Consider the following 14,249-nt stretch of genomic DNA (forward strand, 5'->3'; position numbering starts at 1 on the left):
TTCGTCAAGCGGCGGGAGGAAGCACGAATGCGCGCGGGATCGAAGCGGGCGCCGCTCAGTCAGGAGCGGGTGGTCGCCGCCGCGATGGCGCTGGCCGACGAGAAGGGCGACGCCGGGGTCACCATGCGGGCGATCGCCACGAAGCTGGGCGTGGAGGCGATGTCGCTGTACAGCCACGTTTCCGGCAGGGAGGCCATCCTCGACGGGATGGTGGACGCGGTGTTCGGCGAGATCGACCTCCCGACAAGCACGGAATCAGTGCAGGCCCCGGACTGGAAGGAGGCCATGCGCGAACGTGCCGCCTCGTCGCGCGCGGCGCTGCGGCGCCATCCATGGGCGGTCGGCCTGCTGGACTCCCGCAGCCAGCCCGGCCCGGCGACCCTGCGCCACCACGACGCCGTCCTTGGCGTCCTGCGTGCGGGCGGTTTCTCCGTCGCAATGGCCGCGCACGCGTTCTCGGTGATCGACAGCTATCTCTACGGGTTCGTCCTCCAGGAGCTGAGCCTGCCGTTCACCGGCCCCGCCGAACTCGACGAGATCGCCGACGACATCCTGCGCGACCTGCCGGCCGATGCCTACCCGCACCTCACCGAGCTGATCACCGAGCACGCCCTGCGGCCGGGCTACGACTACGCCGACGAGTTCGAGTTCGGCCTCTCGCTGATCCTCGACGCGCTGCACCCCGACGAGAACTAGGGCGGAAGAGGATCCACGATGGACGTTCTGGGCGCTCGAAACTGGGCCAGCTAGGAGGCTGACGTGGGCATCCACGACATCATCTACCAGGAATCCATCAAAGGGTGACGCCCTCCAGCGCGCGGGTGACGAGGTCGTGCACCCGGGGTTCGGCGGCGGCCGCGTCCGCGGGCACCAGGCCGAGCCTGGTGCGGCGGTGCAGCACGTCCTCGACGTCGAGCGCGCCCTCGTGTCGGACCGCCCAGACCACCTCGGCGGCGGTGATCGGGCTGCCGGGGAACAGCGGCTCGGCCAGCGCCGGGTCGAGCTCCCCGATGGCCGCGACCCTGGGGGCCTCGGTGCCGTACTTGGCGACCAGCCTTGCCGGTGCCTCCACGGTCGCGAGCCGGCGGCGGCCGGTCGCGCCGAGCAGCGGCAGAGCGGCGGTACCGGACGGCCCGGCCCGCAGCCCGGCGGCGGACACCGCGGCGTCCACCGCGTCCGCGGCCATCCTCCGGTAGGTGGTGAGCTTGCCGCCGACCACGGTGATCACCCCGTTGCCCGCGGTCAGCACCGCGTGCTTGCGGGAGAGGTCCGCACTGCGCGCGTTGCCGGGTACCTCGATCAGCGGGCGCAGCCCGGCGAAGGTGCCCAGCACGTCGGCTTCGGTCAGCGGACGGCGCAGCACCGTGGAAGTGACCTCGAGCAGGAAGTCCACATCGGACTTCGGCGCCGCCGGCACGTCCGGGATGCCGCCCTCGGTGGGCTCGTCGGTAAGCCCGGCGTAGACCCGGCCGTCCGCCTGCGGCAGCAGGAAGACGAACCGGTTCCGCTCACCGGGGACCGGCACCAGCACCGAGGACTCGCCGAGCCCGGTGCTCTCCGCGGAAAGCACCAGATGCGAGCCGCGGGACGGGCGCAGCCGGACCGACGGCACCAGCTCCCCGGCCCACACCCCGGTCGCGTTGATCACCTGGCCGGCGGCGATCTCCAGCCGCTGCCCGGTCAGCTCGTCGGTGACCTCGACCCGGTCCGCGTGCACGGCCGTCGCGGCCAGCCTGGTCAGGATCCTGGCGCCGAACGAAGCCGCGGTCCTGGCCAGCGTCACCACCAGCCTGGCGTCGTCGATCAGCGTGCCGTCGAAGGAAAGCAGCGCGCCGCGCAGCTCCGGTCGGCGCAGCCCCGGGGCGAGCGCGAGCGCTTCGGCGGCCGGGATGGTGCGCGGTCTCGGCAGCACCCAGGCGGGGGTCCTGGCCGCCCGCCGCAGCGCGTCGCCGGCGTGCAGCCCGGCCGAGATGAACGCCTGCTGGCCGCGGGATATGTTGCGGTACAAGGGAAATATCTGTGGCAGCGCCCTGGTCAGGTGGGGCGCGGTGCTGGTCATCAGGATGCCGCGCTCGACCGCGCTCTCGTGCGCCAGCGCCACATCGCCCTTGGCCAGGTAGCGCAGCCCGCCGTGCACCAGCTTGCTCGACCAGCGCGAAGTGCCGAAGGCCAGGTCGCGGCGTTCGATCAGGACCACCGAAAGCCCGCGAGCGGCCGCGTCCAGCGCGATGCCGGCACCGGTCACGCCGCCGCCGATCACCGCGAGGTCGACCCGCTCGCCGCCGGCGAGCTCGTCCAGCTCACGGGTGCGGCGGCCCGCGTTCAGCGAACCGGCGCTCATGAGGCGGCGCCGGGACGCAGGGCCGCGTCGAGCAGCCGCCTCAGCTCGCCGAGCAGCAGCTCCTCGTCAACGTCCGTTGTGGCCGGACGAAGGGAGAAGGCGAAGGACTGCACGACCAGCAGCAGCGAGCGGGCCTGCGCCTTCGGCTCACCTTCCCGGATCGAGCCGTCCGCCCTGCCCTGTGCCAGCAGCGCTTCGATCACCTGCTCGGCGAACCGCTGGGTCGCGCCGAGCCGCTGCACCACATACGGCAGCACCAGTTCCGCGTCCACGTCCAGCACGGTGCGCATCAGCGGGTCGGCGGCCAGCGCGCGGATCGCCGCGACGGCGCTGTCCACCAGCCGCTCGCGTGCCGTCGGCGCGGCCTCAGCCTCGGCGTTGACCCCCTGGAGCAGGACGCCGAACTCGCGGGTCATCAGCGCGGCCAGGATGCTGCGCACGTCCGGGAAGCGCCGGTACAGCGTCATCCGGCTGACCTTGGCGGTCCTGGCTATCTCGGCGAGGGTGGTGCGCCGGACGCCGACCGCGAGCACACACCGCCGGGCGGCGTCGAGCAGCACGTCGTCGGCCACCCGGCTGGTGGCCTGGCGGCTGCGGGCGTCCGCCAGCGAGCTGGCTGCCCTGGCGAGCGTGTGACGTTCCGAGTTCATATGTCACACTGTAGTCGTGAGCGACATCGTTGACCACCGATTACGTCGGTTGTGGACCCCTGAAGGCGGCGCCGCCGCACCTCTCCCGGACCGGGCGGTGCGCTGGCTGGTCGAGCGTATCGGGGTTCTTGGTACGACCGCACCGATTTCTCCGGACTCGGCGATCAAGGTGCCGGACTCGCGGCTGAGCGCCGGGGCGCGGGCCGAACTGGCGGCCGTGGTCGGCGAAACGCAGGTGCTCACCGACCGGGAGGAACGGCTCGGCCGCAGCGGCGGACTCTCCTATCTCGACCTGATCCGGCGTCGGGCGATCGGCGGGCGGCTGCCGGACGGGCTCGCGGTGCCGGACGCGGTGGTGCTGCCGGCCGACCCCGCGCAGGTGCAGCGCGTGCTGGAGGTCTGCGTGGCACAAAACGTCGCGGTTGTGCCATTCGGTGGCGGTACCTCGGTGGTCGGCGGGGTCAACGCGCTGCGCGGCGACAAGGCATCGGTGATCGCGCTCGACCTCCGGCGGCTGGACCGGCTGGTCTCGGTGGACCCGGTGTCGCGGATCGCGGTGCTTGGCGCCGGGGTGCGCGCGCCGGAGGCCGAACGGCTGCTGGCCGCGCACGGGCTCACCCTCGGGCACGTCCCGCAGTCCTTCGAACGGGCCACCATCGGCGGTTTCGCCGCCACCCGATCGGCAGGCCAGGCTTCGTCCGGTTACGGCCGGTTCGAGGACATGGTTTCCGGGGTTCGACTGGCCACCCCGGCCGGGGAATGGCGGCTTGGCGTGGCACCCGCGTCCGCGGCCGGTCCTGACCTGCGCCAGCTCGCGGTCGGCAGCGAGGGCGCGCTCGGCGTGATCACCGAGGTCGCGCTGCGGGTGCGGCCGGTGCCGGTGGCCCGCCGCTACGAGGGTTACGTGCTGGACGGCTGGGAGCGCGGCTCGGCCGCGGTGCGCGAACTGGCCCAGCGCCACGTGCTCGCGGACGTCACCCGGCTGTCCGATGTGGACGAATCCGAGGTCTCGCTGGCGCTGAACGCCGGCCCGAAGACGGCGGCCCTGCGCGGGTACCTCCGCGCCCGCGGGGTCACCGAACCGTGCCTGCTGATCCTCGGCTGGGAGTGCGGCTCAACGCGCGAAATCTCGTTGCGGCGTAAGGAAACCTTGCGGGTGCTGCGGAAGTCCGGCGCGGTGCGGATCGGGCGGTCGCTCGGCGAGTCCTGGCGGCACGGCCGGTTCTCCGGGCCACGTCAGCGGGACGCCCTGCTGGACCAGGGGGTCTGCGTGGAGACCCTGGAAACGGCGGCGCACTGGTCGAAGCTGAGCGAGCTGCGGGACGCGGTGCGCGCCGCGCTGCGGGAGTCGCTGGGCTCGCCGATCGTGATGTGCCACGTCTCGCATGCCTACGAAACCGGGGCTTCGCTGTACTTCACCGCGATCGCGGCCCGGCGGGACGACGACCCGACCGGGCAGTGGGAACGCGCCAAGCTGGCCGCCTGCGAGGCGATCACCGGGGGCGAGGGCGGGCCGCTCGGCACCATCTCGCACCACCACGCGGTCGGCGTCGACCACGCGCCGTATCTGGGCAGGGAGATCGGTGCGGTCGGACTCGCCGTGCTCGCCGCCGCGAAGCAGGCCGTCGATCCCACCGGCATCCTCAACCCCGGCAAGCTGTTGCGGGGGTCGTGAGTGGAAAGTGTTGCTCCAGCAACACTTTCCACTCACGACCCCCGGTGAAGGTTACTTGTCGCGACGTTGCTTGGTGTCGTCGTCGACGTCGATCTGCTCCTTGCGGATCTTGCCGGAGACGGTCTGCTCCTCGGTGATCTTCTCGGTACCGAGCCGCACCTTCTCCACCGGCACGGATTCCTTCTGCACCACCGGCTTCTCCGCGTGCAGCACAACGTCCTGCTCCGCTTCACCGATCTCGCCGCGCATGCCGCGGTCCGCGTCCGTGATCGGCTCGCGCTCCACGCGCACTTCCTCGTGGCTGACCGGGACGGTCACCTGCTGCTCCTCGGTGACCACGTACTTGCGCAGCCGGACGTGCCCGGTCTCCACCTCTTCGGTGCCGACCTTCAGCCGCTCCTCCGAGCGGATCATCGCCTCGCGCTGATCGTCGTCACCGGTGTGCTTGGCCTGCCGCGAAGCGTCCTTGCCGGTGTCCTGCCCGGCGTGCTTGCCCTGCGCGGCCTGCATTCCCTGGCCCGTCATCGGTGCGCCCTGCATGCCCTGCATGGCCTGGCCGGAGTCGCGGCCGCCGGAGTGCATCCGGTCCTCGCGCTGGCCGGACCTCGGGGAAGGCATCCCGTAGTACTTGTAGAGCTCGACGCTCTCCTCCTGCGACAGGTGACCGTCCGCGTCGATGCGCGGCGCGTCGGACACTTGGTCCTTGGCCACCTTCACGTGCACGCCCTCGTTGTCCATGTCGGCGCCGGAAAGCGGCACGAAGCTCTCCTTCTGGCCGAACATGCCGGTCTTCACGGTGACCCATTCCGGCTGGTGCGTGTCGTCGGCGAGGTACACCGTGCCCACCTTGCCGATCTTGCTGCCGTGGGAGTCCATGACGGTGCTGTCGACCAGATCCTGCGGTCGGATCGTGCGGGTCATGACTACCGCTTCCTTTCGCGATTTCGGTGCGATTGGTGTTGACGGATCGTTTGCCGGCGAACGTCTTCACCATCGCGCTGGGCGCGAAGCCCCGGCAACCGCTGACCCCCCACGTGGGCGTCGCTAGTTCGTGTCAGTTTCAAGTGGACGGAAAACGGTTATCCGTCAGGTGTGGATAGTGCGGCTCAGGCCGTCGGAATCCGCGGGTACACCGCGCAATCGCGCGGCTTCGTGCTGCGGAACTGACGCGGTGCGCACCATCTCGCCGTTCACCAGCAATGGCATCCGGATCGACCGCGCACCGGCGTAGGCCAGTACCGACGGCAGCACCGTACCGTCCTCAATGGTCACCTGCCCGGTGTGCACGGTGGCCAGGTGGTAACGGTCGCCGCGGCCTTCGCAGCGGTCCAGCACGCGCAGCTGCTCCGGCGTGGCGAACCAGACCGCGTGCCGTTCGGTCACCCCGGGCGCAGCGGCGAGCGTCGCCGGGCGCTGCCCGTCACGCACCCGCAGCCCGGCCGCCCACACCGCGGCGAGCCCGGTGCATTCCGCACTGAGGACCACCACCGGTCCGGTCAGGCCGAGGGTCTCCCGCAGCCAGGTGATCTTCGACGGGCAGGCGTTGGAACCGTAGGCCAGCACCGGGATCCGTTCGGTCCGCCAGCCCTCCGGCGCGGTTTCCAGCGGATAACCGGCGCCGTCGTGGTGCACGAACGAACAATCCGGCCGAGCACCGGGGTAGGGCTCGGCCGGATAGTCCGCGTCGACGAAGATCAGAACTCCACCACGCTGCGCAGTACGTCTCCGGAGTGCATCCGCTCGAAGGCCTGCTCGACCCCGCCGAGCGCGATCTTCTCGGTGACGAACTTCTCCAGCGGCAGCCGCCCCTGCAGGTACAGGTCCACCAGCATCGGGAAGTCCCTGGACGGCAGGCAGTCGCCGTACCAGGAGGACTTCAGCGAACCGCCACGCGAGAAGAAGTCGATCATCGGCAGCTCGAGTTTCAGCTCCGGTGTTGGCACCCCGACTAGCACCACGGTGCCGGCCAGGTCGCGGGAGTAGAACGCCTGCCGCCAGGTTTCCGGCCTGCCCACCGCGTCGATCACCACGTCGGCGCCGAAGGAGCCGGTCAGGTCCCGGATCGCTTCGACCACCTGGTCCTCGCTCATGCCCTTGGTGTTGAGCGTGTGCGTGGCACCGAAGTCACCGGCCCACTGGAGCTTCCGGTCGTCCTGGTCCACCGCGACGATGGTGCCGGCGCCGGCCAGCCGCGCCCCGGCGATGGCCGCGTCGCCGACCCCGCCGCAGCCGATCACGGCCACCGAGTCGCCCCGGCCGACCGCGCCGGTGTTGATCGCCGCGCCGAGCCCGGCCATCACCCCGCAGCCGAGCAGACCGGCCACCGCGGCCTCGGCATCGGGGTTCACCTTCGTGCATTGTCCACTGTGGACGAGTGTCTTCTCGAGGAAGGCGCCGATGCCCAGTGCCGGGCTGAGTTCGGTGCCGTCGTCCAGCGTCATCGGCTGGCTCGCGTTGTGACTGCTGAAGCAGTACCACGGGCGGCCGCGCGCACAGGCCCGGCAGACCCCGCAGACCGCGCGCCAGTTCAGGATCACGAAGTCGCCCGGCTCCAGGTCGGTGACCCCTTCGCCGACCTGCTCCACCCGGCCGGCCGCCTCGTGCCCGAGCAGGAACGGGAACTCGTCGTTGATGCCGCCTTCGCGGTAGGTCAGGTCGGTGTGGCAGACCCCGCAAGCCTGCACCGAGACGACCGCCTCGCCGGGGCCGGGGTCGGGCACGAGCACCGTCCGCAGCTCGACCGGCGCACCCTTGGCTAGGGACACGACTCCCTGTACTTCGTGCGGCATCCGCGTTCACCCTTCCTGCCAGCCATCACCTATTAGCAGCTTGCCATGAAATGCAGCGAAGGCCACCTTGCCTGCGTTCAACGCAGGCAAGGTGGCCTTCGCTGCGTCGAGAGGAGGAGAAGGGGAGAGGGTCAGGGGGTGATGATGTAGGCGATCCCGCCGGGGCCGCTGGCCACCTTGCCGTCCGCGGTGTACCGCTTGGTGCGCTGCCAGATCGTTTCGAACTGGTCGCGCTGGTAGACATTGCGCACCCGGTCGTTGCTGTTCGCAGCCGGGTCGTTCGCGATCACGTCGCCTTCGGCGGTGAAGCCGACCACCACCATGATGTGCCCGGCGGTGCCGTAGCCGGCCCCGTCCAACTCGCTGGCGAGGAAGGACTGCGAGGTGATCACCGGGATGCCGCGGGCGACGTAGTCCTCCAGCTCGGTCAGCGAGTGCAGCCTGGTGATGTGCCCGTGCAGGCCGTACCGCGCGGTGTAGGCGGTGTTGAACGGCCAGTTCCCGGTGCCGTCGTAGTCGTAGTCGAAGGTGTAGCGGGCCGCGTAGGCGACACTGGGGTCCACGTAACCGGCCGGGATCCAGGACATGTCCGCCTGGCTCGGTCCCTTGCCCCAGTACTCGGCCACCATCGCGGTGGAGGTGGGGCTGCACCAGTTTTCGCCACCGCCACCGTACTCCGGGAACTGTCCTTTGTGGAGGTTCTGGGCGTGCCGCGGCACCGGCAGCTCGACCCCGGACGCCTTGCCCGGCTTGGAGGTGGCCACCTCGAACCGGTCCGGCACCTGGGATGCCATCGCGCCGACCGAGCCGAGCACCGGGGTGGCGCCGCTGCCGGCCTCGCGGTAGAGGCTCACCCGCAGCTGGTAGGAGTCCAGGGTGACGCTGGCCTTGGTGGCCAGGGTGTCCACGCTGACCTCGGCGTGCTGGTCGCTCTGCCCCGGCACGCTGGTGCGCAGGATGTCGGTGTCCCCGTGCGCCCACTGGCCGAGCACGTACCAGGCGGTCTGCTCACCGCTGGTGGTGGCGCCCTTGGCCTCGACCTGCAGCCAGGTCCGTTCCGGCGTGTTCGCGTTCCAGGACGCGATCAGCTCGGTTGCCCCGAACCCGTGCCGGTAGCCGGGGGAGGTCCACTGGGCGTACTCGTAGCTCCGGGTGGTGCCGAGTTTGGGTTCCTTGCGTTCGATCACGCCGATCGGCTTGTCGATCCGGAGCCCGCTGCCGTCCGCCGCGGTGCCGGCCGCGGTGCCGGTGGCGAACTCCTGGGCCGAGGCCCACTGGTGATAGTCGACCGCTTCGTCTTCGGCCATGGCCGGAGACCCCCCTGCCTCGGCCACCTGCGCGGTCATGGTCGCCATCATCACGGCGACGAACACGGTGAGCAAGCGGCCTGTGCGCATCTCGAACTCCAACCCTCGGCTGTCAAGGATTTTTGCTCGTCCGCGCGGTGGTGTAAACCACTGACCGGAACCTAAACGGTTACAGCACGGCCTGGCTCTGCGTCACCTTCGCGACCAGCTTGCCGGCCTCGTCGTGGATCTCGGTCTCCACCACGATCACCTTGCGCCCGGCGTGCAGCGGCCGCGAGGAGGCGGTGGCGTGGCCGTCGCGGACGGCGCGCAGGAAGTTGGTCTTCGACTCGATGGTGGTGGTCCCGGCCGCGCCTTCGGGCAGGTTCAGGAAGGCGCACACCGCGCCGGTGCTGTCGGCCAGCGCCATCAGCGCGCCGCCGTGCAGCCCGCCACCGAGCGTGCACAGCGACTCCTGCCAGCCGAGCCGCGCCCGCACCAGTGCGGCGGAATGCTCCAGGCCCTCGATGCCGAGCACGTCGGCGAACGGCATGGTTCGGAACAGGGCTGCGGCGTCGGTGCTGTCGGTCATGCCGATCTTTCTAGCACCGCGGCGGGCCCAAGCCCCATTACCTCGGAGGTAACGGGCTCAGCCGAGGGGGTTGGGGATGAGCAGCTCGGTGTTGCGGTCGGCGGTGGCACCAACGCGGCCGAGGTTCACGTGGAGGTCGTTGTAGGAAAGCTCCCGGTACAGGGACGCAAGCGCTTGCGGCGAGCCGTCCGCGTAGTCCGCGGCGTACGGCGACTCGGCTTCGACCAGGGTGGTGAACAGCGAAAGCGTGCCGTCCGCGTTGTCGGCCACCTCGATCACCCTGGCGTGCTGGGGGAAGTCGATGTGCGACGCGGTGTTGATCTCCCAGAAGCCCTGCGCCGGGGTGTCGCCGTGATGCGGGACGATCTTGTTCAGGTGGGTGTGCCCGTTCACCCAGGCCAGCACGTTCGGGAAGCGGTTGAGCAGGCCGGTGAAGGTCTTCCCGTCCAGCCGAGGCTCCAGCAGGTGCCTGATGTCCGGCAGCAGGTTGCCCATCGAGCCGCTGGTGTGGTGGCTGAACAGGATGAACAGCTCGTCGGTCACCTGTTGGGTGCGCTTGCGGCCGAAGAAGTCGTAGTAGACCGAGCTGCTCCGGCGCAGGGTCTGCTCCACCCAGCTGAACTGGCCGAGCCCGATCGAACCGTCCGCGAACCCGCCGAGCGTGGTGGTGTCCAGGCTGATCCCGGTGATGCCGGGGGCGATCCGGAACGTGTAGTAGACGTCGATGCCGTCCGCGTTGTTGCCGGTGAACCCGTGTCCTTCCGGGCCGGGACCGGTGTTCGCGGTGTCCAGGTGCGCCTGGACGAACTCGGCCGTGCTGAACGGTTTGCGGCGCTGGTCCGGAGTCACTTCCCGGATCGTGCCGGTGCCGCCGAACAGCTCGGCCAGCGGCACGGTCCGGCCAGGGGTGTTGATCGCGGCGGCGAGCTTGCGGCTGCTGCTCTCGTCCTTGCCGATCACCTTGAACCGGCTGGTGTACCAGAGGTCCGTGCCCGGCAGGTCCGGCACCGTGCCGACGATGCTGTCGTCGTGGTTGCCGAAGGTGCAGTACCACGGGATGTCCAGGCCGGGTGAGGTGAACTCGCCGCTCGCCATGGCGAGCAGCTCGGGCAGCTGCGGGAAGCCCTTCTGCGTGTACGGGTCGTCGAGGCGCTTGCCGGGGTTCCAGTACTGCGCCGAACCGGAGTCCTGCACGCCTTCGTGGCGGTCCGGGTCGCCGGAGACCGGCCGCACCCGGCCGCCGTTGAGCACGCCGAGGAACCAGTCCAGCTCCAGGTGCTCGTGATTGTCCGTGTTGTCGCCGGTGGTGACCATGAAGTCGAACGGGCGGCCGGTGAACGGGCCGCCGGGCAGGCTGTTCACCCGGCGGACCAGTGCGGTGGTCGCCACCGGGCCGAGGGTCTCCTGCGGCCGGTGCGCCGAGCCGACCAGCTGATGCAGGTACTCGAAGCGGGCCGGGCTCTCCGCGTCGGTGAAATGCAGGTCGGTGAACTGCACGAAGGAGGCGAGCGCGGTGCGCCGGTCGTCACGGCCTCCGCTCGCCGGGGCGAGGTCTTCGCGTACCGCCAGCGGCCAGCCGGGGCCGGCGGTGAGGCGGGTGTACGCGGGACCGGCGGTGACCGGGGCGGCGGCGGCTTCCAGCGTGGTGCCCGCGGTGGCGACCGCGCGGCCCGCGGTGCTCCGCAGGGCGCGGTCCACCGCACTCGCGACCGGGGTGCACAGCAGCAGGCCGAGCCCGCCCGCTCCGGCCGAGACGGCGAACCTTCTTCGGGTCAACTCGGCCATTTCGCTCCTCCGCCCTCGGTTTCCGCCCAGACCGTGTGCACGATGCCGCATGAGGTTAACCGCGCGATGAACCCGCGGAAACCCAAACACGAAAACTTGTCACGTTCGGCCTAGTCCGTGAAGGGCACCTTCCCTACCTTGAAGGTAGGCAAGGTGCCCTTCACGGACAGCGATCAGCCTTTGATGCCGGTTTCGGCGACGCCGCGGACGAGATAGCGCTGCAGGAGCACGAAGATCACCACGATCGGCAGGATGGAGATCGCGGCCGCCAGGAACAGCAGGTTGATCTTCGGGTTCTGCGCGGTCAGCAGCCCGGACAGGGCGACCTGCACGGTCCAGGACGAGGAGTCCTGGGCGATGATCAGCGGCCAGAGGAACGCGTTCCAGCCGCCGATGAAGTTGATCACCGCGATCGCCGCGAAGAAGCCGGTCGAGTTCGGCACCACGATCCGCCAGAACACGCCCCACCGGCTCAACCCGTCGATCCGGCCCGCGTCCTCCAGCTCCTTCGGGAAGTCCAGGAAGTACTGCCGGAACAGGAAGGCGCTGAACGCGCTGAACAGGCCGGGGATGATCAGCCCGCGCAGGTCGGAGATCCAGCCGAGGCTGGAGACCACCACGAAACTCGGCACGAAGGTCACCGACGTGGGGATCATCAGCGTGGCCAGCACGCTGTAGAGCACCTTGTTCGAATGCCGGTACGGGATCTTGGCCATGCCGTAGCCGGCCAGCGAGCACAGCAGCAGCTGCCCGGCGGTCTGCAGGGTCGCCACCACCGCGGAGTTCAGCAGGCTTCGCGCGAACGGCACGTCCGAGGCGGTGAACAGTTCCGTCACGTTCTCCCAGTGCAGCCCGCTCGGGAACAGCGTCCAGCCGGGCGCGGTGATCTCTTCGCGGGTGGCGAGTCCGTTGCGCAGCAACAGGTAGAACGGCAGCAGGAACAGCACCGCGGCGATCACCAGTGCCGTCCAGCGCAGCGCGGCCCTCATCGCCGCTCCCGGAAGAGCCTGCCGTGGAACAGGGTCACCACGGTGATCAGCAGGGCCAGGATCACCGCGCCGGCACTGCCGCGGCCGAGGTCCTGGCCGCCGGAGCCCAGCGACGTGTAGTAGAGGTAGACCAGCGGTGGCCTGGCGTACGGCGGATAGCCGTCCGAGTCGCCGAGGATGTTGTAGAACTCGTCGAAAGCCTGGTACGCGTTGATCAGCAGGAGCAGCAGCACCGCGATCGAGGTGGCCCGCAGCTGCGGCAGCGTGATGTACCGGAACACCTGCCAGCCCGGTTTCGCGCCGTCGATCGCCGCCGCCTCGTAGAGCTGCCCGGGAATTCGTTGCAGCGCGGCGATGAACAGGATCATGTAGAAGCCGAGCTGCAGCCACAGCCTTGCGGTCACCAGCACCACCCAGTACAGCGGTGGGTCCGCGGTGCCGGTCCAGGCCACCGGGTCGATGCCGAACAGGCCGAGCAGGCTGTTCGCCAGCCCGTAGCGCACCCCGGAGAACAGCGACGTCTTCCACACCAGCGAAGCCACCACGTAGGAACACGCGAACGGCAGGAAGAACACCGAGCGGAAGAACGCGCGGGCGAACCGCAGCTGGTTCACGCCGAGCGCCAGTGCCAGCGAAAGCACGAAGGTGACCGGCACGATCAGCAGCGCGAACAGGCTGAACGTGCCGAGGCTGGCCAGGAACGCCTCGTTGCCCAGCATCGCGACGTAGTTCTCCAGCCCGACGAACCGGGTCGGCGTGACCGTGTTGCGTGCGTCGAAGAAACTGAGGAACGTGCTCCAGCCGATCGGCAGATAGGCGAAGATCGCCAGCCCGGCCAGGAACGGCCCGACGAAGAGCCAGAACGCTAGCGTGTCCCGGCGGGTCCGGCCTGGCATCAGCCGAACAGGCGCTTCAGCTCGGCCTTGGTCGTCTCCAGCGCCTTGCGGGTCTCCACCGCCGGATCCGCGCCCTCCTTGGCGATCCTGGCCAGCGCGTCGGAGAGCGCGGTGTTGCACGGGGCCGTCCACACCGGACCGCCGACGAGGTGGCTGTGCTTCTCGACGAACCCGGCCGCCTCCGCCGCGGGGCCGGTCTTCAGCGCGTCCGCGCGGTCCACCAGGCTCCTGCGGGCCGGGAGGTGGAAGCCGAACTTGGTGGCGAACTCGAGCTGGTAGTCGGTCTGCTCGATCCACAGCCACCGGATGTAGTCCTTGGCCGCGTCGATGTTGCCGCTCTTGCCGTTGATCATCGCGCCGTATGCGCCCACCGGCACCGACGGGGCGCCGGAGTCGTCCAGCTTCGGGAACGGCAGCACGCCGAAGTCCTCGCCGATCGCGGCGCGGATCTTCGGCACGTTCCACAGCCCGGTCCACTGCATGGCGACCAGCCCATCGGTGAACGCGGCCGGGTCGGACCAGTCGGCCGGGGCGCCGAGCAGCAGCGAGCCGCCGGTGTTGAGCGTGCGGAGCTTGGCGAAGGCGGTGGCGGCGCGGGGATCGTCGAACCCGGCCTTGCGGTTGCCTTCGGTGAGGTAGTCCAGGCCCGCCGACCACAGCAGCGGCCCGGCGAGCACACCGGCCCCGCCGTCGTTGCCGACGAACAGGCCCTTGACCCCGTCCCTGGTGAGCCGGTTCGCCGCGTCGATCAGCTCGTCCACGGTCTGCGGCGGGGTGACTCCGGCCGCCTCCAGCATGCTCTTGCGGTAGCAGAGCACCTGGGTGTCCGCGGCCTGCGGGATGCCGTAGACCTGCCCTTCCACCGTCTGCGCGGCCAGCACCGCCGGGCTGAAGTCAGCCCTCGCCGGTGCGATCACCCCGTCCAGTCCGACCACCTGGCCCTGGCGCACCCAGTCGATCTTCACCTGTGCCTCGAACACGTCCGGCACCGCGCTGTTCTGCAGTGCGGTGAGGATCTTCGAGTCGTAGTCGCCCGGGTTCCACTGAACGTCCACTTTGGTCTTGCCGTAGGCGGCGGCATAGCGGCGCACGGCCTCCTGCACGCCGTCCTCGCCGTACGCGTGGTACCACTGCTGGAGCCCGCCGGCCTGCGCGGGCTCGCGCCCGGTGTTCGACCCGCAGCCGGCCAGCAGCGCGGCCCCGGCCAACCCGAGGAACCCGCGCCTGCTAGTCACCCCCATCTGCG

The 14,249-nt window shown here is 70.1% G+C and carries 13 protein-coding genes; 2 read left to right on the plus strand and 11 right to left on the minus strand.

Annotation, left to right across the window (positions count from 1 at the left end; translation table 11 throughout):
* Nucleotides 1–27 precede the first annotated feature (27 nt).
* Complete coding sequence (locus AMYNI_RS0121175; protein ID WP_020670054.1) at nt 28–696, plus strand: TetR/AcrR family transcriptional regulator; 669 nt, start codon at nt 28–30, stop codon at nt 694–696.
* A 97-nt stretch (nt 697–793) separates the two neighbouring features.
* Here AMYNI_RS0121175 and AMYNI_RS0121180 read toward each other — a convergent pair whose 3' ends face one another.
* The gene (locus AMYNI_RS0121180; RefSeq protein WP_020670055.1) at nt 794–2,341 is read right to left on the minus strand and encodes a glycerol-3-phosphate dehydrogenase/oxidase; all 1,548 of its coding nucleotides are present in this window, start codon (nt 2,339–2,341) and stop codon (nt 794–796) included.
* Nucleotides 2,338–2,991, minus strand: coding sequence for a TetR/AcrR family transcriptional regulator (locus AMYNI_RS0121185; RefSeq protein WP_020670056.1), 654 nt, complete (start codon nt 2,989–2,991; stop codon nt 2,338–2,340). Before AMYNI_RS0121185 ends, AMYNI_RS0121180 begins: the two co-directional genes overlap by 4 nt.
* 16 nt (nt 2,992–3,007) lie before the next feature.
* On the opposite strand from AMYNI_RS0121185, the gene AMYNI_RS0121190 reads away from it, so the two are divergent.
* Nucleotides 3,008–4,666 (plus strand): FAD-binding oxidoreductase, encoded by a 1,659-nt coding sequence (locus AMYNI_RS0121190; RefSeq protein ID WP_026360729.1) that lies wholly within the window; start codon nt 3,008–3,010, stop codon nt 4,664–4,666.
* Between the two features lie 51 nt (nt 4,667–4,717).
* Here AMYNI_RS0121190 and AMYNI_RS0121195 read toward each other — a convergent pair whose 3' ends face one another.
* From AMYNI_RS0121195 to AMYNI_RS0121235, 9 genes are all read right to left on the minus strand, one after another.
* A complete protein-coding gene (locus tag AMYNI_RS0121195; RefSeq protein ID WP_020670058.1) occupies nt 4,718–5,587 on the minus strand; it encodes a DUF2382 domain-containing protein in 870 nt (289 codons plus the stop codon).
* A gap of 165 nt (nt 5,588–5,752) precedes the next feature.
* Complete coding sequence (locus AMYNI_RS0121200) at nt 5,753–6,298, minus strand: hypothetical protein (protein ID WP_020670059.1); 546 nt, start codon at nt 6,296–6,298, stop codon at nt 5,753–5,755.
* Nucleotides 6,299–6,360: 62 nt separating this feature from the next.
* Nucleotides 6,361–7,455, minus strand: coding sequence for an S-(hydroxymethyl)mycothiol dehydrogenase (locus tag AMYNI_RS0121205; protein ID WP_020670060.1), 1,095 nt, complete (start codon nt 7,453–7,455; stop codon nt 6,361–6,363).
* A 131-nt stretch (nt 7,456–7,586) separates the two neighbouring features.
* Nucleotides 7,587–8,852: a peptidase C39 family protein gene (locus AMYNI_RS0121210; protein ID WP_026360730.1), complete on the minus strand. Its 1,266-nt coding sequence runs from the start codon at nt 8,850–8,852 to the stop codon at nt 7,587–7,589.
* Between the two features lie 79 nt (nt 8,853–8,931).
* Nucleotides 8,932–9,333 carry a PaaI family thioesterase gene (locus tag AMYNI_RS0121215; RefSeq protein WP_020670062.1) on the minus strand — a complete coding sequence of 134 codons (402 nt, stop codon included), beginning with the start codon at nt 9,331–9,333 and terminating at the stop codon, nt 8,932–8,934.
* Nucleotides 9,334–9,390: 57 nt separating this feature from the next.
* On the minus strand, nt 9,391–11,118 hold the full coding sequence (locus AMYNI_RS0121220; RefSeq protein ID WP_020670063.1) for a TIGR03767 family metallophosphoesterase: 1,728 nt from the start codon (nt 11,116–11,118) through the stop codon (nt 9,391–9,393).
* A gap of 173 nt (nt 11,119–11,291) precedes the next feature.
* Complete coding sequence (locus tag AMYNI_RS0121225; RefSeq protein ID WP_020670064.1) at nt 11,292–12,107, minus strand: carbohydrate ABC transporter permease; 816 nt, start codon at nt 12,105–12,107, stop codon at nt 11,292–11,294.
* Nucleotides 12,104–13,003: a carbohydrate ABC transporter permease gene (locus AMYNI_RS0121230; protein WP_020670065.1), complete on the minus strand. Its 900-nt coding sequence runs from the start codon at nt 13,001–13,003 to the stop codon at nt 12,104–12,106. Before AMYNI_RS0121230 ends, AMYNI_RS0121225 begins: the two co-directional genes overlap by 4 nt.
* A complete protein-coding gene (locus tag AMYNI_RS0121235; protein WP_020670066.1) occupies nt 13,003–14,244 on the minus strand; it encodes an ABC transporter substrate-binding protein in 1,242 nt (413 codons plus the stop codon). The genes AMYNI_RS0121230 and AMYNI_RS0121235 overlap by 1 nt, the downstream gene beginning before the upstream one ends.
* Nucleotides 14,245–14,249 lie beyond the last annotated feature (5 nt).

This window comes from Amycolatopsis nigrescens CSC17Ta-90 (assembly GCF_000384315.1).
Taxonomy (GTDB): domain Bacteria; phylum Actinomycetota; class Actinomycetes; order Mycobacteriales; family Pseudonocardiaceae; genus Amycolatopsis; species Amycolatopsis nigrescens.

What these genes read in the sequence shown, in the direction of transcription:
- AMYNI_RS0121195 (WP_020670058.1), bottom strand. Translation starts at nt 5,587, where the DNA reads ATGACCCGCACGATCCGACCGCAGGATCTGGTCGACAGCACCGTCATG.
- AMYNI_RS0121185 (WP_020670056.1), bottom strand. Translation starts at nt 2,991, where the DNA reads ATGAACTCGGAACGTCACACGCTCGCCAGGGCAGCCAGCTCGCTGGCG.
- AMYNI_RS0121180 (WP_020670055.1), bottom strand. Translation starts at nt 2,341, where the DNA reads ATGAGCGCCGGTTCGCTGAACGCGGGCCGCCGCACCCGTGAGCTGGAC.
- AMYNI_RS0121225 (WP_020670064.1), bottom strand. Translation starts at nt 12,107, where the DNA reads ATGAGGGCCGCGCTGCGCTGGACGGCACTGGTGATCGCCGCGGTGCTG.
- AMYNI_RS0121230 (WP_020670065.1), bottom strand. Translation starts at nt 13,003, where the DNA reads ATGCCAGGCCGGACCCGCCGGGACACGCTAGCGTTCTGGCTCTTCGTC.
- AMYNI_RS0121220 (WP_020670063.1), bottom strand. Translation starts at nt 11,118, where the DNA reads ATGGCCGAGTTGACCCGAAGAAGGTTCGCCGTCTCGGCCGGAGCGGGC.
- AMYNI_RS0121175 (WP_020670054.1), top strand. Translation starts at nt 28, where the DNA reads ATGCGCGCGGGATCGAAGCGGGCGCCGCTCAGTCAGGAGCGGGTGGTC.
- AMYNI_RS0121215 (WP_020670062.1), bottom strand. Translation starts at nt 9,333, where the DNA reads ATGACCGACAGCACCGACGCCGCAGCCCTGTTCCGAACCATGCCGTTC.
- AMYNI_RS0121205 (WP_020670060.1), bottom strand. Translation starts at nt 7,455, where the DNA reads ATGCCGCACGAAGTACAGGGAGTCGTGTCCCTAGCCAAGGGTGCGCCG.
- AMYNI_RS0121235 (WP_020670066.1), bottom strand. Translation starts at nt 14,244, where the DNA reads ATGGGGGTGACTAGCAGGCGCGGGTTCCTCGGGTTGGCCGGGGCCGCG.
- AMYNI_RS0121210 (WP_026360730.1), bottom strand. Translation starts at nt 8,852, where the DNA reads ATGCGCACAGGCCGCTTGCTCACCGTGTTCGTCGCCGTGATGATGGCG.